The organism is Bradyrhizobium yuanmingense, assembly GCF_029167105.1.
GTDB classification, from domain to species: Bacteria; Pseudomonadota; Alphaproteobacteria; order Rhizobiales; family Xanthobacteraceae; genus Bradyrhizobium; species Bradyrhizobium yuanmingense_A.
Genome location: NZ_JARFML010000003.1, coordinates 25,232 through 50,191, shown reverse-complemented (window position 1 = coordinate 50,191; position 24,960 = coordinate 25,232). Strand labels below are relative to the sequence as shown.

Below are 24,960 nucleotides of genomic sequence, written 5' to 3'. Positions count from 1 at the left end.
CACGTGGCGTTAGGTTGTAGGCTTTGAAATAGAAAATCATGACCAAAGCTACACCACGAAGGCGTCGATGGCGCATAGGCGAACTTGCAGGGGCTACCGGAGTAACGGTACGCACTCTGCATCACTATGAGCACACGGGTCTACTTGCCGCGTCGGAGCGCACCGACGGCGGTCACCGGATGTACGACCGTGAAAGCATTCAACGAGTGCATCAAATCCGGGCCCTCCGTGAGCTCGGCTTTTCACTTCAGGAGATCCGGAGGGCGATGGACGGTCGCACCTCTCTCACCGACCTATTGCGCAAGCACCTGCAGCGGATTGAGGTTCAAGTCGCCCGTGCCACTCAGTTGCGAGATCGTTTGCGCAATATGACGACTGACGGTGACGTACGAGTGAGCGTTGACCAGCTACCCGCCGCGCTTGATGCGATGTCGAAGGTTGAGACACGCCCTCAGCCTCGTCCATGCACATGCGCTCTAGCGGCCGACCGGGAGGAGCGGTGGCGGCGAATCCGCAACGACTTGCGCGATTGTATGGACCGGAACGAGCATCCGTGCAGCGACGGCACAAAGGCCGTGGCGCTTGAGGCACGCACGCTGATCAGCGAGATCGCCGGAAATGATTTGACCGGCTCAACCATCTTGAAGGTCCTGGCACGGTTGAGCGATCCTCGCAGTCTGGCCGGGTGGGATCCGCACCTCATGCAGTATCTCGACAGCGCTCTTGTTGCCCTGGGGGATCAGCCGCATTAGCACAGACCCGCAGGGCCGCTCCGCACCTCGGCGGTCTGTTCCGAATGCACTTCTTGGCGTCGCTGACCATCGGCGGTTTTCTTTCAACTCGAATCGCCTGGTCACTCATGACGCTGCTACCCGCAGTGACCACGTCGATCTTCGGCTCTCGACAAATGATCAATAGCGCCCGTCAACTCAACGTCATATCCGCCGATATTTATCGCTAGCAATCGACCTGAGTCGGTAGGTTGGGCGGCTGTCGACGGCGCAAACCTCCCGTGCGTCGGCCCTCATCTGCAGTACAAGAAATACGGATGTCTTCTGCACTCATCTAGTCGGCTGCACTCACGTTGAAGATCTACGGATCGTCCCTGGTGTTGGTGATCGAGCGGCCTCACCAGCAGGCCTTTGCTAGCGGCAATCGCTTGTCGTGAGCGAGGACTCAACAACATTCTGGTACCTTCACGCACTCAATGCCATTCTGACAAGCTTTACCTGCCACTGTCCTTCGATGCTGCACTCGAGAGTGAACTGTGCGTCGTCAACTTCGGTGCGACCGCTTCTACCTAACTAGATTGAGGAGGATGGTGCCAACTACCTGCTTTGGCAGCTTGCTAGAGACTTCCGTCTACGGCAACTTTCATTCAAATTCACAATGATGCGACAGTGCTGACCCTTGGATGTCGCGCCCGTGCGATCAGGCGTTCGGCAGCGCCTCTCAGCGTGGCCCAGGACAGTACCCCTAGCCTGAAAATCGCAGGTACGCCTCGACAGCACGTCAGCCTTTGGCATCACTGCTGAGCGGCTCCACGTCATTCAGCGGCAGCGGGACCTCGACCTCCATCGTTAACAAAGCGGCTTCGGCAAGGCGCTGATTCACCAAGCTCCTCGTGCGGTTCAGGTCGCGGCGGCAGCACGATGGTCGAACAGATTCTTATATTGCCAAGTGGTAGCGCCCAACACGGCCTATCGGCAGCCTGGATGGTTACCATAAAAACAATCGATTTTACCGGATCTGCCTCAATGCTCATATTCAATTGCCGGATTGGAAGCAGCGATCAGAAGGGTCGTATGGCAATGGATTTCTCTCTTTGCACCGCTTGTTGCACGAAGATAGACGAACTCATCGTTCGGATGCAGCGTCGTGCCCCATGCTAGTCGGCTGGCACGCTTCAAGCCCGTCAATGACAATCGACGCCTGATACGTAAGCAAGGAGTACTGCCCCTCGCTACGCGTCGCCGGTGGACACTATGGCATTTGGGTTGACAAATCAGCACGCCAGAGAGCGGCTCTGGCCGCGCGACTTGGTTGCAAGCCGCGATAGCGGCGGCACCGCCGTGTGGCGTGGATGGTCAGCGTTTCCTGTTACAGCCTCGTGTCTTCAAGCAGCTGCAATCTGGCTGGGGCAAGTACCCGTGAACGGGGTGACAACACGTCGTCCCTACATAATGTTATATTATCGAGAGAGAACGCGCTGTGGACTTTGAACATTGGAATCCGGGTGTGCCGTACCCTAAACATGGAATCAAGCAACAGGTCGAGGCTGTTGCAGGCCTGATCTGCGAACAGGAAAAACCGCTCGACCCGATTCAATTGCCGAGCAAAATCACGAGCACCTTGATATCAGAGCAATCGAAGAGTGACCTAAGCGGCGCGAGAGCCGGGACTGCAGCCGGACAACGGCAGACCACCCGACCTCCAGACATGGAAGCTGGTGTTTTCTATCCTGAGGACCTTCAGTTTTTGGGCCGACTTTTTGATCAAGCAGTTGCGGCCCTGCCATCAGCTATGCAGACACCTGACAACCGGACTACAATCGCGAAGCTTATTCTGACGCGTGCGGTGGCCGCTAATGGCCGACCAGAGGCCTTCCATGCAGTCAGCGATGCGCTATACCTGTGCGAATTGATCAGGCAGGGCGCTAATCCATGCTGCGGCGTATAATAGGTACTAGCCGGCAAGTTCCACAGAACGCTCCAATGATCTAAGGCCGGCAAACTAGACCATTTTTGGCTAGAGCTTTTCGCACCGAGTCCCGGCTGTGGATGGGCGAAGGGCGATGAAGGCCTCAAAACGCCCAGAATGGCTTATTCTCAAGCAGGACCATGATTGGGGTCGCCGTGGCGGACATTGCTGCAAAGCCGGGATCATCCAGGCGACCTACTTCAATTGGAAGAAGAAGTATGACGGGCTGTTGCCGACCGATATGCGGCCACTGAAGCAGCTCGAGGACGAGAACGTCAAGCTGAAGAAGCTGGCGGATCTGTCGCTCGACAACGAGATGCTGCAGAACGTGATCCACCGAAGACTGTGAAGCCTGGCCGCAGGCGCAAGCTGGTCGACGAAGTCCATAGCGAGTGGCAGGTCTCGATCCGCAGGACCTGCGCAGCACTCAAGTTTGACTGATCGACTACCCTTACAAATTGCGTCGCTCAGGCCAAGCTGCCCGTCGAACATCGGATCAAGGAGATCTGTCGTGCCCGCGTTCGCTACGGCTATCGCCGTGTCCACGTTCTGCTCCGCCGCCAGGGATGGCGCCACGGCCAGAACCAGACGCGAGTTGGCCCTGGAATTGACGCAACAAAACGCTGACGCGCGGCGTCTTCGGTGTCATCAAGCGCGAACTTGCGCCGTCGCTCCGCCATCCGCCCATCATTGGACACCTGAAGTCCGACGGTCACCTCGGCCGCTACTACCTCAAAGGCCGCTCAGGCGAACGGAGCCAACTTCATTCTCTCAGCCGTGGGCCACAACTTCCGCCGCGTCCTCGCCTGGCTCAGAGAACTCTTGGGCCTTTTCCTGGGATTGTTATGGCGAGCGCTCGCAACTCCAGCCTAGCTCAATCCGGCTTCTTCACAGTCGACTGACTACTCTCACGTGGCGGCGCCCCGCTAGCCCATCGCTCGTACCAGCTGACCAACTTCCGGTAGACACGCAGTGCGCCCGAAGATCAATTGGTATAAGACGTACTTTGAATGGCCTTAACCGCATTTGTATGCACAGTGGTCGACCGCGGCCGTATGGAGAACTGGTCTTTGCAAATGGCACGTTGTGTGACGTTGCGCCCGACTGATTTGCGCGGGAAGGAGCCCCGGCCAGGGCCGGGGCTCCTTCCCTTTGAAGGGAAGATCGTTATTTGAGAACTAGGGGCCAGCCGAACTTGTAATTGAGCCGCGCGGTCAGGAGGTCAAAATCCTGACGGACGCGATCGTTCCCGAAAGCTCCACCTCCGGCGGAGGTGAAGTTCACATTGCTGGTCGGCATGAATACATGGTCGTACTCAAGCCCAGCTGACCAGTTCGGCGTCAAATTGACCTCGAATCCGGCACCAACAACACCGCCCCAACGCGTCGTGTCCGCGCTCCCAAGCTGCGTGCCTGCGGAAACAGAGTTGACCTGATAGCTGCTGCCCACGATCGCGGTGCCACCTTTGGCGTAAAGCAGTACGTTGCTGATCGCATACCCGATCTGGCCAGTGATTAGGCCGAACGCGTCGATCTTTGTCTGGTTCACGTTGGTTGGAAAAGCGCTGCTGACATTGGAGCCGTTGAAATCGGCCCAATTGCCCTGGCCTTCGACGCCAAGCACCGTCTGGCCGATCTGCCAACGGTAGCCGATCTGCCCGCCCAGCGTGCCGCCGCTTGCGTCGTGAGAGCCCTCAGGGGTCGTGCCCGCGAAATCCCACGAGGAATGAGCCGAACCCCAGCCCCCGTTGACGCCAGCATAGAAGCCGCCCCAGTCGTAGAGCGCGACCGCGATCGGCTGAGGAGGCGCCTTGGTGTAGACGGGCTGTGCAGCGAGATCCACCGCGAATGCAGGCGCCGCAGCGGTGAGTGCGACGATGCTCGCAGTCATAAGCAACAAGTTTTTCATTTCGAGCTTCATTTCCTTGAGTGGCCCCCGATCGTGCGCCGTCATAGCAGCGCGAACGCGAATTGCTGTAACTGCTGCGCAACATTTACTTCGAAAGAATTGGCTTGAATCTGACGCTGCGTAAAGTTGTACACTTTGATTGTCAGCAACAGCTCGCGCATCGAGGCCTAAGAGTGGTCGCGCGCGTCAGCGCCGCAACAGAGTAGGTGACTCCATATCAAGGCTCGCTTCAAAAGAAGGTCACTTTTGCATCCCGTCGCCGATCCGAGTCAAGGAACATGAAGCGGAGGACTGAATGCATTGAATGTGCGCGCAAAGAGATGCCACTACAAGCTGTCAATCGAACAATCGCGCGATCATAGCCGCGCTGATTGCAGTTGGTCTGCGGAGCGGGACGCATCTGTCGGGTTTCTAGCGCTGCGAGACTGCCGGTGGGCTGAAGGAGCCCCGACCTTGCTCGGGGCTTTTCCTTTGGAGTTCTCTCCCCGCATCACAGGTCGTTTTGCCTAAGCGCCGCCTTCCAAGTCGCGCAACAGACATGAGCCGCTGCCCAAGCGCCGACGCCCCGTCCGCACCCGTCAAGGCTGACGACCCGAATGTCGGATTAAAGATAACGATGTCCCCAAACTGACGCGCCCGCGCAAAAGAGGCGACAAGGACGATGGTTTTTCAAGCGGCACGCTGCTTGCTTCATTCGCACCGTCGCCCATAGATGGCAGCATCACGGCGCCTGGCTAAACCCGATGAGCGCAGTGGAGTGTTTGATGCGATCAGCGCCGTCGGCCTGGGCGCTTCATTGTTTGTGGGTAATTCGCCCGCGGTTGCTGCGTTGGACCGATCCGCTATTTATTCACTCCATGCTCCTTGAGAACACGCGAAAATGCTCCTTAAAAGGAAGAGGCTGATGGCAATTCGCTACATGCCACATATCGGGATGGTTGCGTTGGCCAGTCAGCAGTATCTGGCGATCGCGTTGATCTACTCGGCTGTTCCGGTAATCCTTCGAGCGAACGGCGCCAGCTTGCAACTGGTTGGGTTGTATAGCACGGCATTCTTTGCCTTCACTGTTAGCTTTCTTTGGGCCCCCATCGTGGATCGATGGAGCCTCAATCGTCTGGGGCTAAGGCGATCATGGATCCTGTTGACTCAAGTCGTCACGACCACTGTGCTGGCAGTGATGGCATTCTTGACTCCGAAAACCGATTTGGTGCAGCTTTTTCTTGTTTCTCTCGCTCTTGCGAGCGTGGCCGCAACACAGCGGATCGCAACACTGGGCTACATTGCCGAAGCCCTCGATCCCGGCGAGCGTCCGCTCGGGGCCACGCTGCTGGGCTGGGGTCGGGTCATCGGCCACGTGATCGGCGGCGCGGTCTGCCTCCAGCTGATCGAGATTGTCGGTTGGCGTCCGACTTTGCTGGGATTAGCGCTGCTGCTGGCCGTCTTCGTCGGATGGGTGTTCGCGATCCCCGAACCGCTCCTTTTCAAGAACCAATCGCGCTCACCGCAGCGCCAGTCCATCTTCCTGCGCAACAATGGTCTATTGACAACGGCCGCATTGATAGCGCCCGGCGTTGCCGGGATCGCGCTGGCGTTCGCAATGGTGCAGTTGCGGCTCGTTGATCTCGGCTTCGCCGCGGCAGACATTGGATGGATCGGAGCGATCTCGAACGTCTTAACGTATACTATCATTGCGCCGCTGACCACCGCGATCCTCGCACGAACGGCGCCGAATCACGGCGTGATCTGGAGCTGTGCAGTCATGGCCATCGGTTTCGGAGCATTTGCGATTATTGATCGCTATGCCGACGTTCGCGTGAGCGCTGTCGCGAGCGTTGGGATCGTGTTCGCGGCCCTCGCAGTCCAGCACGTTACATTCACGAACTGGTTTCTTGCACTCGCCCGGCCAGGCAAGGCCGGAACAGATGTCACGTTCCTCACTTCGGTGATGTCGGCGTTCGCACTGATGGGCTTCGCGGCGAGCGGGTTTATCACGGCTAGATTTGGCTACAGAGTCACGCTGATCCTACCAGGCCTCGGCTATGCTCTCTCAGGCTTGCTCGCTGCAGGATTCATCCGCGCCGCCAATCCGACGCCGCCACGCGTGGCGTAAGACTGATGATCGAGCCAGTCTTCCTCAGTCACAGCATCGTGGTCAACAGGACTCATACTTGAGGCAACTACGGAAGGACCGAGCAATTGAGGCCCGACGCGCGCCGTCGACAGCCATTGGCGAGCGCATCTTTCTCTTCCCCTTTCGGAGTGGCCTGGTGAGCAAAGTGAGACCCGTGTTGCAGCTAGCGCAATTGGCTGCAGTCACATGGTCGATTGAGGTTCCTCGATGACCTGGGAGAACGATTGCCCCTAGGATCAACTCTTGAGTTCAACAGCTTCCAGCCGCCAATTGACTTCGACACGATCATCAGATGCCAGCAAGATGCCTCACGCTACATGGAAGTCAAAGATAAGATTGAGGCGGATCGCCACAATGGCGGCTTGGACCCGGCTGGTCGCGTCCAGCTTGCGCATCGCGTTCTTGAGGTGAAAGTTCACCGTATTTTCGCTAATTTGCAATATCTTTCCGATCTCCCATGAGGATTTTCCCCCTGCCACCCACCGGAGACAATCTTGCTCGCGCTCCGATAGGGCAACTCTTTTAATGCAGTTATCTTCCGCTGGACGTATGATCTCCACACAAGCGGTGTGAAAATGCCAGGCTAGTGCGTTGAGATGGCCTTTAGATTGTTGAGGATCGGCATCGTCGAACCGAGAGGCAAACGATAAGACAGATATTCGACCCAATGGCCCAAACAATGGCACACTCATGCCGTGCTTGAGACCGGCCTCTCTGGCCTCATTCAGGACGCGCCTTTCGTCAGGCTGTAGTTGATATTGCTCTCCGAGTTGATCCCACAGAAATGGTCGCGCAACCATTGGTGTCCGTCGGACTACCGGATCAATCTTGTGGTACTCGCGCGCAAAATAGCGTTCGCACCAGGCAGGCGGCCACTTTACGACCACCGCCGGCGGTGGATACTCCGGTAGGCGAAGTGGCTCCGCGAAATTGAGTGCTCCATAAGAGACTTCGCTGAAGCCTTCGTCGCTTGCACAGCTCACAAGAAGCTCGAAAACCGATCTGAGGGATTGCGTTCGCGTCGCGCATTCGGTGAAACTGAAAAGATCCATTTGAGGCGCCTCAGCGGGCTGGCCCAAAAGGTCGGTATTGCCCCTTTCGATTGAGTTTGCATCAGGCGGAGGCAAGTTCCACTCCATCGGCGAGCCGCTCCGTGATGCCGAGCTCAACAGCGCGGTGTCACCGTCGATGTTCGGTTTGCCGGCGAGCATGAAAAGAGCCGGGTCACGATCTGCGCGGTCCTACGAATCTGTATCCTCAGTCTGCAACTGGTCTTCACCGCGTCGGCAGCGGCGAGAGCGCGGTCGATGAGCAGCCCGAGATGGCCTTCGCGCAAGTCTCGCGCCATGCATGAACGATGCGCGGCGTCTACGTGCTTCAGTCGGGTATCTCCAGCGCGAACACCTCTTGAGCGTTGAGGCTGATCGACCCTCGTGGCGGAGGAGGATGGTCGTCAGGGGGCCCCCCCGATATGCTCGCAGTTGGGGGATTTTCTTGGTGCGGCGGGTACTTTGCATGCGCAGCTCCGGAAGGGAAAACCTGCGGATCAGCACAGCAATTGTCGTACCAGTTCCATTCGTTCTCAAAATCGGGTTAAACGACAATGAGTTGAGAGATTTGAGATAGATCCTGCGGGTGCGTGTGTTGAAGACTCGCGACATCAGGAGGAAAGCCGACAGTGCCATTGGGGTGGGCTGTTCGCCCTAACTGCTTGATTGGCTCCTTCTATTTGATGATCCGTGTACTTTGTTTGCAAGTTATCACTGAACCGGCCATTGCGGCGTGTCGCGTGAAACGCCGACCCGTCTGTGAGCCGACTCCAATCTGACCGCTCAGCACATCAAATAAGGCACGGATCTACGATGCACGAAAGCTCAACAGTCCACTTGCTCCGGCGTGTCAATTCGTCGCTGCGGCTGTCAGCGGCTTAGCGACGTTTCTCAGGACAGTGGCGCGGCAGTTGTCGAACATCTTCTTCGTATAACTGCCGCCGAAGTAATCCATTACGAAAGTGCCGGCATAATCCGGATCATCGCCCACGCTGCTGATTACGCTATCGAGAATTGCGCCGACGTCGGGGATGCGCTCGCAGTAACGGGCACGAATAACATTGACGGCGTTCATCGAGTGAACGGCCTCGTCGGCAACCACCTCTCTCAGCCATCGAAGGAAATTGCTCCCAAGTCCGGCATAGAAGTCTCTATCCGCAGCATAGGCGCGACAAGTGCACATCTCGTCAAATGCGATCATAACGAGCAGAGAGAATTCGTCCTTTAAGTATTCATCGATGGCAGAGAAATCATGCGCTCGAGCTTCCAATCTGTCTCGAAGATCCCTTTCGGATTCACCAGCGACAAGCTCCATGATCTGGATGAAACTCTCGGTATGACGCTCTTCATCCGCGGCCCAGGCTCTGAAGAACGCCTCAGCTTCGCTGCTGGCGATTAGATGTCGGTTCGACAATTCTTGTCTTAAATGCCTCGCGTCGTATTCGGTATACAACTCTGGCCAGAGCTTGTTCCGGCGTGCGCGCACAGTCGCTGGTCCGGCCGTGAACATCGCAGGTTTCAACTCATCGAAGAAGTCTCTTGGATTCCAGTTCCGTCGAATCGGCGCAATCACCTGACTACCCTCCTTTGAGCGGCGTGCCAGATGGACGCTCGCAAAGCATTCTTGCTCAACACCAAGTATGCTGTCGCCCCCCTGTTCTGGTGGCAATTTCAGGAAGCCACTTGAACTCGCGTTCATCAACAGAGGCTCTTCGTGGCGTCGTCAAAGGTTTTTTGCAGCGCGAGTGTCGGGTAGAGTGCGGCGTCCCTTCTCTTTCTGCTCTGCACCTCGCCTCACAAAGATGGCCGGTGTCGAGGCTGCGCTGTGCTTTAAATACGAGTACTCGAAGTCGGTCGGGCAGAGACTTTCGACAGTTGGCTCCGGAAGCGGAGGAATGCAAATGCCATTGCTCGATTGCATGGCAACACTGTGATTATCTCGCTTGGCGGTCGAGACAAGCGGAAGCAAGGACATCAGAACCGCCAACCGTATGACCGAGGAGGCTTCATATGCCTCGTAAGGCAACCAAGTTCTACGTCCAGAACGACCTGAAGGCGCGGGATCAGCGGGCGGCCTATCTAGAAGCGGCACTTGCAAGCGAAGATCCTTCGTTGCTGCCGCGGTCGGAGATATGACCCAGTCTCTGAGAGCTTCGGACTTCTCCGACGAGACTGGACTGAGCTGCGAAGCGACCCCAAGACCTTTTGCGTGGGCGGCACTCGAACGCCAGGATACTTTGAACAAGTTGACCGACGTTCTGGGCTACAAGCTCACTCAGGGGCCAACGGAGGGAGTGGGTCAGCGCGCTGCCGCGACGGCAAAGAAGCTGGACTAGCGGAAAAGCCGCTCCTCACGTCCCAGAGATCGCGTCCGGCGTCACGATGGCGCGACTATTGGCCGGTAGCTTTCGCGGCAACAAGCTGACTTCCAAGCCAACTTTATCGACTTCGATATCAATATCGTAACCGCCCAACCGACTCTTAACCGCGGGCATCGCTTGTCTGGAGCCATTTTCCTTGGCTGGTCTCAGCGATCGATCGCATAGGTGTCTTTGTCAGCATCCCTCGTACCGGCACGCCTTCATGCCTAGGCTGCCAACGATAACCAGTCCTAGATTGCCGCCCGGCGATCGCCTTTCATGGATTGTCCAAGGTACGTTCGTCTATTTGCTTGGAAGAACGAGCCAATCAAGGCGCGACCGTTTCGTTGCAAGAAGAAGCCGTCAAGACGCAAGCACACCCGAGCTCTGTGCAAGATGTGCAGCTTGATCACCGGCTGGCGTCACATGAGAGTGTCCCAAGTGACAATCATTGTTTGAATGTCCATGATCTGACATCCGACCAAGGCGCCCCGACGCACTCGACCGGGGGGTTAAAAAGTGCGCCGGGTCCACCCCAACATCATCAGTACATCCGTGATGACGCTCTCGAGAATGAAACAAGTAGCGTGGCGGAATTGAGGCTCATCACTTCATCGGACTATCATTGACGTATTTCACGCGCAGCACCAAGGAGGCTTGAATCGAACGTTGCGTCAGGTTGTATGATGCGCTTGGCCCTTCATGGGGCAGCCAGATGCGGCGGAGGCTGCGAGGGATTTGCGTTCGCGATGCAGAACAGCGTTGACCCCCGTCTGGAATATCAATCACTCCCGCAACTTCCTGAGCGTTCTTCGCTTTCATCGATTGAGCTTGATTTACTGGCCGCCAACCTATGGGCCACGTTGTCCTCTAGCTCTCATACGTTGGCAACGTGCTCTCGTTCCTCGCGCAGCGCTTCAGGCTTCAGAAAGAAATGCCTGCATCCTTCTCCGTCAGTTTTGCGGATCGCGCTGTCGAGCTTCTGCCATCAGCGACCGGCGACCAAATCCGTGAGACAGCCCTCGTGATTGCCAGTCGGACATCGAAGACTCGGCTCGTGCGCCCGCCACTAGTTTCAATAGTCATTCGCTCTCTCCCGCCCGATTGCGCTCACGCTGCCGAAGGAACTCAGGGCTGAAGCCGGTTCGATTGACATAGCGCAAAGATGCTGGCGAGCGCCGCGACTAAGATGAGTCTTACAGCACCATGGGACTGCAACGTTGCAGACTTCACTCCTGAAAAAGTATTGCGATGGCCGGCTGCCTTGGTACACCATATATCCAACTGTACCTGAATTCTCGGAGACAGTCGGCGCGAACACTTGTGAAAAATGGCTGAGCCGGCTGCCGGACGAGTCCGTTTCGCTCTATCTTCACATTCCGTTCTGCCGATCGATCTGCTGGTATTGCGGCTTCACTACAGCGCTCACCCGGCGGGACGCCCCTATTCTCGGTTACTTGGAGGTGCTGCGCAAGGAGATCGACTTAGTTGCAAAAAAGACGCCGCAAGCAATGCCTGTGAGCGACGTACACTTCGGCGGCGGCACGCCGACCCTTATCGAGCCAGCGCAGTTCCTGGCCCTGATGACACACTTGCGCGGCTGCTTCGCGTTCAAGAAAGCGGCGACGCTCGCTATCGAAATCGACCCACGCACGTTCACGATCCGAATGGCCGAAGCCTTAGGAGCAGCCGGATTCAACCGCGCGAGCATCGGAGTGCAAAGCTTCGATCCAGTTGTTCAAAGGTCGATCAATCGAACCCAGACTGAGGCGCAGACGACCAGGGCTGTTGAAACCCTTCGCCAGCATGGAATAAGCCGCATCAACTTCGACCTCATCTTCGGCCTTCCGAACCAGACGGTGCAGTCCTGCGTTCAGAGCGCTATGACCGCGGTGGCCATGCGCCCCAACAGGCTTGCGGTTTTCGGCTACTCACACGTTCCTTCGTATATGAAGCGTCAGCGCATGCTTGATGAGATGGCGCTGCCGGACGATGCTGCTCGCGCTGAACAGGCTTCGGCTATGGCCGATACTCTGGTCGCCGCAGGCTACCTGCAAATCGGGCTCGACCACTTCGCCTTGCCGGACGACGAGCTCGCGCTGGCGCAGAAAGCTGGTCGCTTGCGGCGCAATTCCTTGGGCTACTCGGCTGACACCTGTAGAACCGTGATTGGTCTTGGCACATCGGCCATCGGACGTCTCAGTGACGGTTACGTCCAGAACGAACTCGCAACGAGCGTCTACAGCGACCATATCAGCGCCGGCCGTCTGCCGACCTCGAAGGGTTATTGTCTCAGCGACGAAGACCGCCTGCGAGCGGCAGTAATTGAGCGCCTGATGTGCTATTTGGAGGTAGATGTTTCGGCAATTTGCACTGCCCACGGATTTGATCCAGTTCCTTTTCTTAGTTCCGCTGGACGCTTGCCGATGCTCGCCGAAGACGGAATAGTGGACATCCACCACGGAACAATCCGCGTAAAGCGAGAGCATCGTTATGTATTGCGCGCTGTTGCCGCCGCGTTCGACGCTTATCTTGACCGCTCACCGTATTAGCACAGCCGATCGTGAACGGCGAATTCAGAAAGCCGCTCACAGTTGCAGCGACCTCGATCAACTCTTTCCGCTGGGCTTTGGCTTAAGACCGTCAAACGCGGCAGCCCGACATGAGCCGCCCCCCTGCGCTCGTCAGCGTGCCTGGTTTCCTTGAGGCTGAGGCTCTATGGCAGCAAATTGGCGAGAGTTTCCGCGGACGCGGCTGCGGCAGTGGTGCCCCTTATACCGACCGAGCGTCACGTTGCGGGCCGAGCGCCACCTCTACAGTTTTCAGAGTAATGATAGAGGGTTCGGTTTGCGAAACCGATGCACAGCTTAAGCCGCAGCTGTCTGCCTCTAGCACTTTGAGGCGCCGCGAACGCTATTAAATTTGTCGTCCTGAGATCATTGGGTTGCCCGGGCGGAGATGCAACCGCCGAGGAGCTGGGCAGCAGCAGCACGCACCGCGATTGTATCGAGTGATCGTAATATCACTAACATTCCTCTGACCTAGTGGAGCCTCCCAATAGCTTGATCTCCGCAGATAGCCGTCGCGAACCAGTCAACTACCTACCTTGGCGATTGGTGGCGGCGACTGACAAATGGCAGGATGCCAAACAAACGTTGCGCGGACCGTACGTCGAGGAGTCAACATGCAATATAGATCTTGCCGCACCAGCGGATCTCATGGATTTGCCAACTCCGCACTTAGCGCTATCAAATCCGCTCGAAGTGCGATCTCGACTTGCTCATGGAAGGCCATGGCTTTTGTTCTGGCACGATCGCCAGACATCCAATTGTCAGATGTTGCGGGCCTTAAATGTCGCTGGTTTCGGGCTTGGTCTCCAACCACGAAATCGCCGCAGACGCCTAAAGCAGATCAAGATACGTGGCGATGGCATTTTTTTGAAGGTTGCCAGCCTCTCGAACAGGTGCCCTTCTTTTGGGAAGGTTACCACCTTCTCGAACCAGTGCCCTTCTCTGGCCAGGATGCTCGGCATAGCCGAAATCCTCGCTCGAATGGCGGAAGGGAATGGGGTCCATCGCGGCGTATTGGTAGCGAAGATAGCAAGGAGCGCCCGCCGCCATCATCTTGAGGAAACGAGGACCGCAAAGAAGAGAACGGCACGCAGGTCGCCGACGCGTTTTAGGTCGGCTCGGCCGATGCCCAGCAAGCTAAGTGCCTCGCGGGGATCAGTCATTTCGCTCAGCGGCGCGCCGCCCCCTCACACACGCCGAAACGACAGATTGACTCTAGACCTATCAGGCTGGAGCGCAATCCAGAGGTCAGCGGTACAGATGCGGAGTTCACTATGCCGGCGTGCACTGCTGTGGCGATGTCGGTTCGATCACAGCCGACTGCGGCCCTCGCTTCGAGCTTTCGTCAACGTTCGATGAGACGAGAGCTTCCAATCGCACTCTTCCTCGCGAAGATCCTCATCCCGGATTCGGCGTCGGCACAAACTCTCGACGTGCCTAAGGGAAACGACATCCTAAATGAGCTTACCAGAAGGAGGATACATCAAGAAGTCGCTTCGCGAGCACCGCGCTTCAACGATAGCTCAACGATTTCTAGCACTTTGCCTCTAGCAACGCGCGACAAGCCGAATGAGGTTGCTAGGAAGAGAACTCAAAAAAAGGCGGCCCCCTTCGCAAAGTTCGAAACTCTTCGTGAAAAAGGCATGTGGCTCATTATACCAGGTCCTGTCGATACGATAGATCAAGACAAAGGCGGCGTTAGATCGGCCTTGGCAGAGGTTGGGATTGGTTATGTGGGAGGAACAGTAAATAGCCTCATAAACAATCAATTGCCAAATGCGAGCAGAACCAGAGTCGCTAATCAACTCTATATGGGACAGAATCCGACATTTGGGACTGTGAATTTCATGATCGTGACATACGATTTGAGCCGCTTTGGAGTGCCCGATGGTCAGATCATCGTCGGAGCCGAGCAGCAATACTGGTCATGGGAAGCCGGCGGGCCGGACAGGCTAGGAATCAACATCCTTGCCTACTACCAGACGCTTTTCGGCGGTAAGCTCGAACTCAAAATGGGTTACCTTAGAAATCAAAATGAGTTCGCGGGGACTGTGGTCGGCGGCAGTGCAGCAGCAAGCGTTTTGGGCCCCTCATCAAACATCTTATATCAGGCAGGCATGAGCAACAATGCTGCGCCCACGCCAGCGCTTAACCTAAAGTACAATTTTGATGATCACCTGTATAATCGGGTCTCGATCCAGCGCTCGCTCAGTCCAGACGGTCAGTATGCGCAGATCACCGAGAACCCGACCGGCCTAAATTGGGATACGACTAACGCACGCATCCTTTGGCTCGATGAGGCCGGCTACAAGAACAAAGCTGCTCCGGGCACACCCGAGACTTGGTTGCGAGCCGGCATCGGTTTCAACACGAGCAGCTTTACGAACTTGGCTTATCCGAATTATCCGCGAGCTAATGAGAACAGCGTCTACTACGTTGCTGCCGACAGGCAACTCTGGCAGTCTGACGTTAAGGGCTCGGCATCTCGTGGAGTCTATGCCGGCTTCTCTGTGATGTACGCGCCGCCTGACTTGAACAGAATCAGTCAGTATTACGAGCTTCGTCTTTATGCGAAAGGCTTGTTCGATAGCCGGCCCAGTGACCAAATTGCTATCGTTGCCACTAACGCAGTCTGGAGTAACTTTGCGGTAGACGCTGCCCTGGTGAAGGGACATCTCGCGCACCACGATACTACAGCGATCTCGGGAACCTACACCGCGCATCTGGCACCTGGGGTTTATGCAAGCCTGGGACTAACATACATCAACAAGCCAACAAGCGTCACACACACGCGGGAGACAGACCATGCTTTGAATTTACTGGTGTCTACGTCCATATTTTTCTAAGCCCTACGGGCCGACCTGATTTGATATAGATCGTCGCTGCGGATGATTGAGCGCAGGTTCGCCCGCCAGTGCAGAGAGGGCGAGGACCTAAATCAATTCGCGGTATCTATCGGCGAACTTCATGTCGTGATGTGCGGGAACATAGCCGCTCGCCATGCATGCGGCGACCGTGGCCGATACAAACCGGCTAGCATGGGATATCCGGCGGCTAGATGGATCTTCCGCATGCGGGACAAGGGAATGAGGGTGCTGTGTAGAACCTGCTGGGTGAGATACCGCGCGCAACCCAGGAGTTACCGCATCTAAATGGCAGTGCACAGCGTGGAGGGTACGAGCGACGAGCGCCTTTGCAGACCCCACGTCCAAGGCCGTATTCTCGTCCACGAATAAAGTGCCCCGCGGTCAGAACGCTGCCGCCTCTTCGTATTAGCCTAGGCGACAGCGGGTTGTCGCGTTTGCGGGTCGCGCACACCACGTCCAGCACTGCGGTCGAACGTGGACAGACATGCGTGTGATCTGCAAACTTCCCGCTCGCGGACCAAGTGCTGGATCTTTTTTCATCGTTGCCAAGCAGAGCTCGATTCCAGCAGTTCACATTTGCGCCGAGATGTAACAGATTGGGTCCGATCAAAGCCGGCGCGATCATCTACCTTGCAGCCATTATCATCAAGAACAGCGCATTTGATGGCACAATCTTCGTTTCACGAATGCTCTCATTAGTTTTGATGTCTATGCGGCAGCCAGCTCGTGTCTCCGAAGAACATTTTCAGTGACCACTGCCTGGTCTCACTGTCGGACAGTTGATGGGAGTAAGGCTCGCGCCGCGCGGAATCGGCTCCCCGCCCAGTGGATTTGTGCTCAGCATAGTAGGCTGTCCTCAGCGTGTCGGTCTTGCCCGGGCTCCATTCGCGCCACCCTTCCGCGATCACCGGCGCATCCATCTTGGATGACAAGAAAACTACTGTAGCGAAGGAACGCCAAGCACGGCCAAGAGCAATTTCGCCTATTCCAGGATCGGCAGTCAAAGTGCAATGATCGAACACAAAGGCGCTGTCCTCGTCCGGCGCTGCTTTTCCTTGTGCTGTATACACAACCGTTTGATGAACGATGCCATGCAACTCACATTGCCGGAAATAGGCTTTGGCATTGCCAAATATGAAATCGACATGTCCCTCAATGTAGCAGTCCGCGAAGTATTGTCGCGACAAGCGGCCGTTCGGCCCCTTATTGGCGAACAGTGTGTCCTGTGCGCCAAGGAGGCGGACTCGAGTGACAACGTCCCTGTCTCCAGTAATGGACAGTGCCACAGCCTGCGAAGGCGGATGAGCCGGATCTAGCGAGTAATCGTTTTGAATCGTTAGATTGTCGAGCCGGAAATCGTCTCCGGACGCTTCCAACGTCGCGGAACGAGATGTTCCCCCCACATAGAGCGCGCCGTCGCCATAGACGACGACCGTATCATCGGGCCTCTTGCCGGTGCCCTTGATATGAACACCAGGTTTGACGATCTTGACTTTCTCCCGATAGATGCCCGGCGCAATCAGAATACCGCCGCCTTGCGCGGGTAGTGCATCTATGGCTGCCTGTACGGAGTGATAGGCCATATCGTTCGATTGTGAGACCAATAAGGGCTGAGCGAGTGTTTTCGGAAGACCGAAACACGCAGCCATTACGGCAGCTGAAAACACGTAAGCTTTCATCGTGGTCATATTTTCATCAAAGCAGTTTCGACGTGATGGAACGCGCAGCTGATTACGCGGACTCGTCGTGATCTGCAGCGACCAAGCGTGCAACCCCGTCGACCTGCTGCGCAGCAGTTTCAGTTTCAGTGCTGCCGAGTTCGGGCTTCTATGCGCATGGTTCCGGAAGTTTCGAGATAGTGCTCGGTACCACTGTGTTCTAATTGCTCTCTACCGGGTGGGGAATGCTTTTGCACACCTCTCCCGTCCGCCGGGCAAAGGAGCCTCGGCTCGACCATGGGGTAGCGGCGGCGACACCCCGGACGGTCCTACCGTCACATTTGCATTCTCAATGTACCAGGTCGCGGAATCGGCAAATCGCACATCGTCCAGAGTAATCTCGAGAGCATGCGACCGGTCGAGCCCGCGCATCAGCAGCATCCCCGTGTTGCCGCGGACATGACGCAGAACGATTTGGCGATAGAGTGGAATGCGATCACCCCGCGCGCGGGAATCGTATTTTGTGTCAAAGATGATCGGCCATCGGTTATTGCGCAGACAAACATCCTCATAGGTCACCCGCTCCACCAGACCGCCTCGGCTGACATCGCTCTTGATGCGCAGGCCTGAAGTGGTGCCGTCCAGGGTAAGGCCGCGGACCAGGATGTCGCTGACACCGGAGTTCACCTCGCTGCCAATCGATAGCCCATGTCCCCAGCCAAAATAGTTATCGATAATGGAGATATTGCGGGTAGAACCATTGTCGCCCGCCTTCATCGCGACATTGTCGTCTCCAGTCCGGATCACGCAGTGGGCGATGGTGACGTCCTGGCTAGCCCCCGGATCAATTCCATCTGTGTTGCGGGCGTCGGCTGGTGCATCGATGGTGAGGCCCCAAAAGGTGGCTCCCTGGACTTGGTTCATCGCCACATGGAAATTTGGCGCATTGCGCAAGGTCACACCGTACAGGGTAACGTCCTGCGCATGGTCGATCTGGATCAAACGCGGCGCGTTCTGATTGCCTCCCTCAGCCTGTGCGCGACGTGCCAGCTGCCACCAAGATTGGTCGCTGCCCGCCATAGGCGCGCCGCCCTGGCCATCGATAGTGCCCGCGCCATAGATGCCGCCGCCCCGCGTTTTGGAAAAGCTAATGAACGGCCGGCAACCGTCGCCTTTGCCAGCGATACGACCACAATGCCCCCAACCCTTGTCATAAGCCGTTGGTTCAGCGATCGCGATTAGCGTGGCACCGCGTCCGACCCATAAAGTCACGCCTGATTTCATCTCGAGTGGCCCCGACAGGAAGTCGCCACGTGTCAAATAGACCGCTTCGCCGACGGGGCAATGGTCGATGGCGTCTTGTAAGTTGGCCGTATCGTTTTTCCCCGACGCCACCGGACGATCGCAGACAGTACGAGGCGCAACGGGTTCGGCGACAATGCGGCGGTCTTGCGCTTGGGCGGACGGACAAAGCGCCACGGAGCCAATTATGGACAACAGTGTCCAATCGCGAAAACGCCCTATCATCGACTATCTCGTGCCTACTGCGCGCATCTTTGACGCTACTTTGTATCGAGCTGAAATTTGGCCAGATCGGCCGTCGCCTACTGGCTTGCGCAAGATGACATTTATAAGACCGCAAAGCCGTTGGCGTTGCGAACGGCAACAGCACTTCGTACCCGGGAATAACGATGAATCTTCCTTCGGCACGGTCGGCTGGCGTATACTTCAAGGTCATGACCGAATCAAACGCTTCATCGCTCACGTACGTGTTCGATCAAAATCCCGACAGCCCCATAAAACTCTGTGCCCCGCCTCGACGTTCAACGCCGATCCGGACACCCCCTGTCCGCATTCTCCGACTCAAACTTTAATAGCGCGATCGATGCCAAAGCGCCGAAGCTGACAGAGAACCGCAATCAATTAGGACCCTGCAACGAGAGGACTGGCATCACCGAATGAGTTGCTGCTGCTCAGCGGTGTTGGGCTGTGCCGGCTTGGCGCCCGAAGGACCACATAAAACGCAGCGCTTTAAGCGCGATGGCGAGCACTTTCGTGATCTGGCCGGCTCGTGGGCCATCTCTATGAGCGGCCGTAAGATTACCGAAGCGGACCCTCATGTGGGTGACTCAGCACGAGGATGCGATGAAATGACCGCCAAATGTGACGCCTCCCGTCAGGAATCGACAGATGCCGGTGAATGATCAGTTCGCTAGCCTCGCACCAGCAAGTGCCGGCCAAGTGCAGGTGGGCAAGTTTTGATGGAAGCTCTTTCGCGAGACAGGAATGGAATGTCTAATCGGCGATGATAGCGTTTGCTCCACTCCGCGTGCGGCTTCGCATAGAGACTTGTTCATTTGCAATGACGAGGCTTAGAGGGCTCAGTTGGTTAGTGATTGAGCTTTGAGCAACGCGAGCGAGGCGGCGCCCCGAGAACAATCCAGGACACCCATCCAAGGTCCTGCACAATCCGCCGAATTGTCGTGGCGATCACAACAATCCCCATTCCGAGCATGCCGGCGACGGCGACTCTGATCGACAAATCCCATGGCTCTCCTAACGGGATCAAATCCATAAGACGAAAAACGGCTCCCTGGATCAGATAAAGAAGCAGCGTGCCCTGGCCAAGCTCAACGGCAACAAAGCGAGCCACTCGATTTGGACAGCCAAAGCTCCAGAACTGCAGCACTAATTCCATCACGATTGCAGAAGCCGCTGCAGAGCCGAGAAACATGAGAAATACTTGCTTAGCGGACGCTGTATCGTGAATTAGAACAAGATTGTTGTAGACATAAGTCTCTTTGCCCCAGCTAAGATAGCACGCGCAAGTAATTGCAGCGAGTGAGAACTTCAAGAGAAGTTTGTGACGTGAGATTATGTGCGTCCGCCATTCGCTCGATTGAGCGAACAAGAATCCTAGGCAGAAGAACGGATAAGTGTATCTTAGCAAAGGCACTATCGAAAATGTCACGGGCACCAGTGCAACCACGATTGCTGAAACGCATATGACCCACGTCGATGAGCGACCGCAAACCGCCAGAAGAAGCCTGATAGCAAGGAAGGAAGCAAATGTTGCCCATATGAACCAATATGAGCCGGTGAGATCCATGGCAAAGTCCGACAGCCCGCCAGTTACGCTGTTCAAAGACGAGGCTCCGGCCAACTTGAGGGCGGCCAACTTAGCAGTCTCCATCAACGTGCACCAAAAAAGCGTTGGCAACAACAATTGCATCGCACGCTCGCTGACGCTGCGCGCGAGCGATTTTCGCAGGAGAGCTTTCGACGATAGATATCCGCTTATCGCCATAAAGAGCGGCATATGAAACATGTAGATCGACTTGAAATACGGCGAATACCAATAGCCGTTATCTCCGTAGATGACGTACTGTGTTAGATGTCCGCTAATCACCAAGATGATGAGCATGCCCTTGGCAAAATCGAACTTCAGGTCTCGGCTGTCTGCTTCGGCTGACTGCGAGCGCTGCCTGGTCGATCGTGCGGCGTAACAGAACATAAAGCCTCAACATACGGTTGTGCGCCTGCGCTGTCGGCGGACTGTCCGGTTCTTGCGCAAGGTGATTGCGCGATCTTAGTACGGGCGAAAATGCGCAAGTGCTAGCTACGTCGGGGTTCTTCGTCAATACAGGACGGTTCGCTTCTCGGTCCGATCACTTATCCGGCTTCGAACCGCCCTGGGTCTGTCAGAGGCTCGGTCCTGCGAGAATGGAGCCATGACAAGCAAAACCACAAACAAGTTTTCACCGGAGGTCAGGTCCGAGCACGACTGGATCCAGAAGACCGACGCCGACAGCGCGGCCTCAGGCGACGTTCCGACGGACCTGGTCGAGACTCTGAAGACCTCGAGGGGAGAACTGCGAGCTTCGAGCACTGGTGCGCGGAGTAGCGACTGTCGTGCCCGCGAAAGCCTTTGAGCCATTCACCGCGGGAGTTCATTGTATCAGTTAACAAGTCGAGTGTCCGTCTAACTGGCTTTCTGCGGCTGATTCCTAGCGGCTCAAAATCTCTTTGGCAGAAGACCTGCCGGAGCTTCAGCTATGCCAACGTATAGCTATCCACGGAACCGCTCCCCTGGTATTCTTTTTCTGGTCGACGATAACCAGGACAGGCGAGGAGCAGCTTTGGGACTTCCGTTAATGGCATGGACCGGCTGTTGCTTCCCCGCGAGCATCGTTTCCGAAGCCCAACTCCCACAGCATCTTGGCGATCCTGAGCGCCGCCAGGACAAGATATTGCGAGGATTGCGCGGCTCATGCTGGCCTCTACGAAGACTGGCTATTTCCCATAAGCGGATCGAAGGCGCTGACGGCGAGATCGTTGAGTCGGCGAGCTGCTTTCAGCCATGGGCGTTCCCGGCTCGGTCGGCTGATCTAAATGCGATTGTGGCCGCGATCAGGGCCAACGCGGCGCTGTCTTGTGGCCCAAATCGTTGCTCGCCAATCTGATGCGGCCCAACGATACGTGCGTTCCCATCGCCGCACGGCCCCAGCGAGTCAATCAAACCGGCACACATATCAGGGACGAGGGAGCCGCGAATCTCGCCATCCGAGTTGAGACTGCACTGTGACTTCCAGAGCTCAAAAGCGTAGATCGCAGACAACGCTTGTCAACGCGGTTAGCACGGCTGAGGCCCCCCAGTGCCTGGCCGGAGGATAACTGTTCTCGAGAATACTACAAATCTAAAGAAGGAGTTCGCTTGAACTTGATTCCTCACTCCTCTCGCTGGACCAAACGAGAGGACGACCTGCTGCGCGAGCTTGTTGATGCAGGCGCGTCTGTGAAATCCATTTGCGAAACGCTCAACAGGTCCGAGCCAGAGCTTCGCAGGCGCGGCTACTACATTGGACTACCGAGGAAATGGTTTAAACAGAGCCGGCCACAAATCTGAACAGCCCGATCAGCGGGGTTCTACCTGACGGAGAGCATGCTTGACATCCGACTTTGGGGAGAAGATGAGCGGGAGAGCGCGTCGGAACCACACACCGATTTTCAAGAAGGTGGCGCTGGCCGCCGCGAACGGTGATCGCACGTTAGCTTCAGCGGGCGGAGACTCCGGCGTTCACCTTCGGATCTAATCATGAAAGGCGCAAGTCGACGACGGCGCTGCCATGCGTTCGGCCCAAGCAGGAAGTCGGATCGCCGAGCGCACCATGAAGTCGCTGCACGTCCGAGATCGGCACGTTCAGCAACAGTCACAAGGAGGGCGTCCATCAACGCGTGCATATTGAGCCAAAAGCGAGTAACAGCCAGCGCACGCACCGCACGTCAGCCTGTCGCGCAGTGACAGGCGGGTGACGTTCATCCGATCGGGCGTTTACCGCGACCTTGTACGATCACTGGCATCAAAGCAGCGCCTTGCTGGAATGCTGCAGCTCCGCTAATTTGCACAAGACGAACAAGAAGCCGTCCTGGACGCGTCGACCAGAACCCTTCTGGATATGGTCGTCATCCGTCTTCACGCAGCCGACGGAGACGATCAGTGGAGTTCGCCCCGTCGCGGCTTTCGGCCGCCCGCCTTCGACGGACCGTTCTCGGAAGATCGACAACTCCAACTTTCTCATGGTGGCTTCATACTGAGCAACAGCCGATCATTGGGTGAGCGTGGATCATAGATTGCCTCCTCAGCGATGATCATTTTACGGGTAAAAGTCGCGAATCCAGCAAGTGCGCACATCTATGCCGTTGCGGGCAAGACGCATGCCTTGAGCGATACCGGTCCAATTCGTTCTGGACGAATTGCGTCAGTGGCTTCTCGGAGCTGTCATCCGGCCTCGCATCCAAGTGTCGATTAACAACCAGTTCTGGTGGGTACTCCGCAGGCTGCTTCGAAGATACAGTTCAGCACCACGCTCGCTCTCTCACTGTAGCGGGAGTGGGCTGGTCAGTTTTGCAATCAGGGCAGTAAGGCTGGCCAGTGAAATTGGCGGCGCGTGACCGCCAGCGCCTCACGTCGCCCCTTAGCGGGCGTCGCGTGCCGCCAATTTCAGTTCATGGGTCAAGATCGCCTCAGCCCGGCTCGCAGAGCTGGCGATTTTGAAGGGTGCGCGCGAGCTTACCACCCAGAGGAGCAAACCATGATGCATGACGCTGCCGTCTGATCGGCCCAATCCGTCGACGCGTCGAGGTACATCAAGTACCATCTTTCGACTCAGTAGTTGCCTTGTGGTGGGTGCTGACATTCATGCGGACCGTTGCGACCGTCATATGTCGCGAGTCTGTATGGAGACCGAGAGCATATCAGCCGCCACAACAATAGTTTGCTGAATAGCTCGCTTCTAGTCGACAGCGAGACAGCGCTCATGTCGGCATGCCATCGTCGCGGCGCGCGCAACCGAATGCATATCGATTATGCATGTGCTCTATCGCCGCATCCACCGTCGGTGCTTATCGAGTTGAGCCCTCCCAACGATGCTCGAGCGCAGCCAACTTTCCTGAGGCACTCCGGGACGAAATATGTCCAAGGCAAGTCAACTACCAACCCTCGCAATTGATCTAGACGACGCAGCATGTCACGTATCGACTGATGAAATCGTCCGTCGACACAAGGCGCTCCGTCATCCCAAGGAATCGGCATGCAAGATCAATCCTCAGGCGTCCTCGCCGACGCCATTCATCAATCTACCCGCTCCTCTCTTGCTGAGATCTTGCGTGCTGAAATCTGCGACAGCAGAGAGCTATCGTTTCTCATGGAAGCGCATGATGGTCTCTCTGCCGCGATCGCTAAACGCGCACGCTTCACAGGCCTCTGGGCATCGGGCCTGTCCATTGCCTGCTCCCTGGGCTATCGCGACGCCAACGAAGCGTCATGGAGCCAAATCGTAGACGTGGTCGAGCGGATCGTGGACTCTAGCGAATTGCCAGTGCTCGTTGACGGAGATAGCGGCTTCGGTAACTTCAACAATGCGCGTCTGGTGACCCGCAAGCTCCGTCAGCGTGGAGCTGCCGGGGTCGCGATCGAGGACAGTTGTTTTCCAAAGCTGAACTCGTTTGTTGGGGATCGGCATCCGCTCGCCGATATCGACGAGTTCTCTGGCCGCCTTCGGGCAGTGAAGGATACAGCCGCGGACGACTTGGTGCTCGTGGCAAGGACCGAGGCGTTGATCGCCGGGCATGGGATGGACGAAGCACTTTCGCGCGCTCACGCCTATGCCGACGCGGGAGCGGATGCGATCATCATTCATTCGCGAAGGAGCACCGCGGACGAAATCCTTTCGTTCACTCGCGCTTGGCAGAACAGATTGCCGGTCGTGATCGTTCCAACGAAATACTACCGAACACCGATCTCTATATACCGTGAAGCTCGCGTCTCCACGGTCATTTGGGCCAACCACACCATGCGAGCGGCAATGGCGGCAATGCGTGAAGTCTGCCGTCGCATTATGGCTGAGGAAAGCACCGCGAGCATTGAACCAAATATTGCCACACTCGAGGAAGTCTTCGAATTGTTCGAATACGACGAACTCGCACGTGCGGAAGCGGAATACTGCGGCCCAATGTTGAACCGCAAACAGGGCCTCGTCGAAACAGGATCATGATTCATTTTCGAGGCCTTTACGTCCCTGACTTCCTTTTAATTGGCAAGGTCCTACTGCGATCCCAAATGTCGGTCATTGCCTGACATGTTCTCAGATGACGTAGCAAGCCTCACTCAACCCGGAATGCGGATTTGGCATCTCGGGCAGCTTGAGGCGCCGGATCC

At 56.6% G+C, this 24,960-nt stretch carries 13 protein-coding genes and 2 pseudogenes; 9 read left to right on the top strand and 6 right to left on the bottom strand.

Features of this window, described 5'->3' with window-relative positions; genetic code table 11:
* The first annotated feature begins 38 nt into the window (after positions 1-38).
* The 5 genes and pseudogenes from P0R31_RS05105 to P0R31_RS05085 form a co-directional block, all read left to right on the top strand.
* Positions 39-752 carry a MerR family transcriptional regulator gene (locus P0R31_RS05105; protein ID WP_275513109.1) on the top strand — a complete coding sequence of 238 codons (714 nt, stop codon included), beginning with the start codon at positions 39-41 and terminating at the stop codon, positions 750-752.
* Positions 753-805: 53 nt separating this feature from the next.
* Positions 806-961, top strand: coding sequence for a hypothetical protein (locus P0R31_RS05100; protein WP_275513108.1), 156 nt, complete (start codon positions 806-808; stop codon positions 959-961).
* 1,250 nt (positions 962-2,211) lie between these two features.
* Complete coding sequence (locus P0R31_RS05095) at positions 2,212-2,679, top strand: NolY (RefSeq protein ID WP_275513107.1); 468 nt, start codon at positions 2,212-2,214, stop codon at positions 2,677-2,679.
* Positions 2,680-2,794: 115 nt separating this feature from the next.
* A pseudogene (locus tag P0R31_RS05090) lies at positions 2,795-3,294 on the top strand (transposase); the annotation flags it as partial.
* A 35-nt stretch (positions 3,295-3,329) separates the two neighbouring features.
* Positions 3,330-3,573: pseudogene (locus tag P0R31_RS05085) on the top strand (IS5/IS1182 family transposase); the annotation flags it as partial.
* A gap of 294 nt (positions 3,574-3,867) precedes the next feature.
* On the opposite strand, the gene P0R31_RS05080 reads toward P0R31_RS05085, so the two are convergent.
* A complete protein-coding gene (locus P0R31_RS05080) occupies positions 3,868-4,608 on the bottom strand; it encodes an outer membrane protein (protein WP_275513332.1) in 741 nt (246 codons plus the stop codon).
* Positions 4,609-5,512: 904 nt separating this feature from the next.
* Between P0R31_RS05080 and P0R31_RS05075 the strand changes: the two genes are divergently transcribed.
* A complete protein-coding gene (locus P0R31_RS05075; RefSeq protein WP_275513106.1) occupies positions 5,513-6,718 on the top strand; it encodes an MFS transporter in 1,206 nt (401 codons plus the stop codon).
* 329 nt (positions 6,719-7,047) lie between these two features.
* On the opposite strand, the gene P0R31_RS05070 is transcribed toward P0R31_RS05075, so the two are convergent.
* Positions 7,048-7,791: a LuxR family transcriptional regulator gene (locus P0R31_RS05070; protein WP_275513331.1), complete on the bottom strand. Its 744-nt coding sequence runs from the start codon at positions 7,789-7,791 to the stop codon at positions 7,048-7,050.
* Positions 7,792-8,638: 847 nt separating this feature from the next.
* The gene (locus tag P0R31_RS05065; RefSeq protein WP_275513105.1) at positions 8,639-9,487 is read right to left on the bottom strand and encodes a hypothetical protein; all 849 of its coding nucleotides are present in this window, start codon (positions 9,485-9,487) and stop codon (positions 8,639-8,641) included.
* 1,881 nt (positions 9,488-11,368) lie between these two features.
* Between P0R31_RS05065 and hemN the strand changes: the two genes are divergently transcribed.
* Both hemN and P0R31_RS05055 read left to right on the top strand, forming a co-directional pair.
* Positions 11,369-12,700, top strand: coding sequence for an oxygen-independent coproporphyrinogen III oxidase (hemN, locus tag P0R31_RS05060; RefSeq protein ID WP_275513104.1), 1,332 nt, complete (start codon positions 11,369-11,371; stop codon positions 12,698-12,700).
* Between the two features lie 1,373 nt (positions 12,701-14,073).
* The gene (locus tag P0R31_RS05055) at positions 14,074-15,564 is read left to right on the top strand and encodes a carbohydrate porin (RefSeq protein ID WP_275513103.1); all 1,491 of its coding nucleotides are present in this window, start codon (positions 14,074-14,076) and stop codon (positions 15,562-15,564) included.
* 716 nt (positions 15,565-16,280) lie between these two features.
* Here P0R31_RS05055 and P0R31_RS05050 read toward each other — a convergent pair.
* The 3 genes from P0R31_RS05050 to nolL form a co-directional block, all read right to left on the bottom strand.
* Complete coding sequence (locus P0R31_RS05050) at positions 16,281-17,273, bottom strand: pectinesterase family protein (RefSeq protein WP_275513102.1); 993 nt, start codon at positions 17,271-17,273, stop codon at positions 16,281-16,283.
* Between the two features lie 201 nt (positions 17,274-17,474).
* Positions 17,475-18,770: a glycoside hydrolase family 28 protein gene (locus P0R31_RS05045; protein WP_275513101.1), complete on the bottom strand. Its 1,296-nt coding sequence runs from the start codon at positions 18,768-18,770 to the stop codon at positions 17,475-17,477.
* Positions 18,771-19,632: 862 nt separating this feature from the next.
* The gene (gene nolL, locus P0R31_RS05040) at positions 19,633-20,757 is read right to left on the bottom strand and encodes a nodulation factor fucose acetyltransferase NolL (protein WP_275513100.1); all 1,125 of its coding nucleotides are present in this window, start codon (positions 20,755-20,757) and stop codon (positions 19,633-19,635) included.
* 3,145 nt (positions 20,758-23,902) lie between these two features.
* Here nolL and aepX point away from each other — a divergent pair.
* Positions 23,903-24,796 (top strand): phosphoenolpyruvate mutase, encoded by an 894-nt coding sequence (gene aepX, locus P0R31_RS05035; protein WP_275513330.1) that lies wholly within the window; start codon positions 23,903-23,905, stop codon positions 24,794-24,796.
* Positions 24,797-24,960: the final 164 nt, after the last annotated feature.

Bases quoted from the DNA above. Each gene is read 5' to 3' on its own strand.
- P0R31_RS05105 (WP_275513109.1), top strand. From the start codon at position 39: ATGACCAAAGCTACACCACGAAGGCGTCGATGGCGCATAGGCGAACTT.
- P0R31_RS05080 (WP_275513332.1), bottom strand. From the start codon at position 4,608: ATGAAAAACTTGTTGCTTATGACTGCGAGCATCGTCGCACTCACCGCT.
- P0R31_RS05075 (WP_275513106.1), top strand. From the start codon at position 5,513: ATGGCAATTCGCTACATGCCACATATCGGGATGGTTGCGTTGGCCAGT.
- P0R31_RS05070 (WP_275513331.1), bottom strand. From the start codon at position 7,791: ATGGATCTTTTCAGTTTCACCGAATGCGCGACGCGAACGCAATCCCTC.
- P0R31_RS05065 (WP_275513105.1), bottom strand. From the start codon at position 9,487: ATGAACGCGAGTTCAAGTGGCTTCCTGAAATTGCCACCAGAACAGGGG.
- P0R31_RS05055 (WP_275513103.1), top strand. From the start codon at position 14,074: ATGAGACGAGAGCTTCCAATCGCACTCTTCCTCGCGAAGATCCTCATC.
- P0R31_RS05050 (WP_275513102.1), bottom strand. From the start codon at position 17,273: ATGACCACGATGAAAGCTTACGTGTTTTCAGCTGCCGTAATGGCTGCG.
- P0R31_RS05045 (WP_275513101.1), bottom strand. From the start codon at position 18,770: ATGATAGGGCGTTTTCGCGATTGGACACTGTTGTCCATAATTGGCTCC.
- nolL (WP_275513100.1), bottom strand. From the start codon at position 20,757: ATGTTCTGTTACGCCGCACGATCGACCAGGCAGCGCTCGCAGTCAGCC.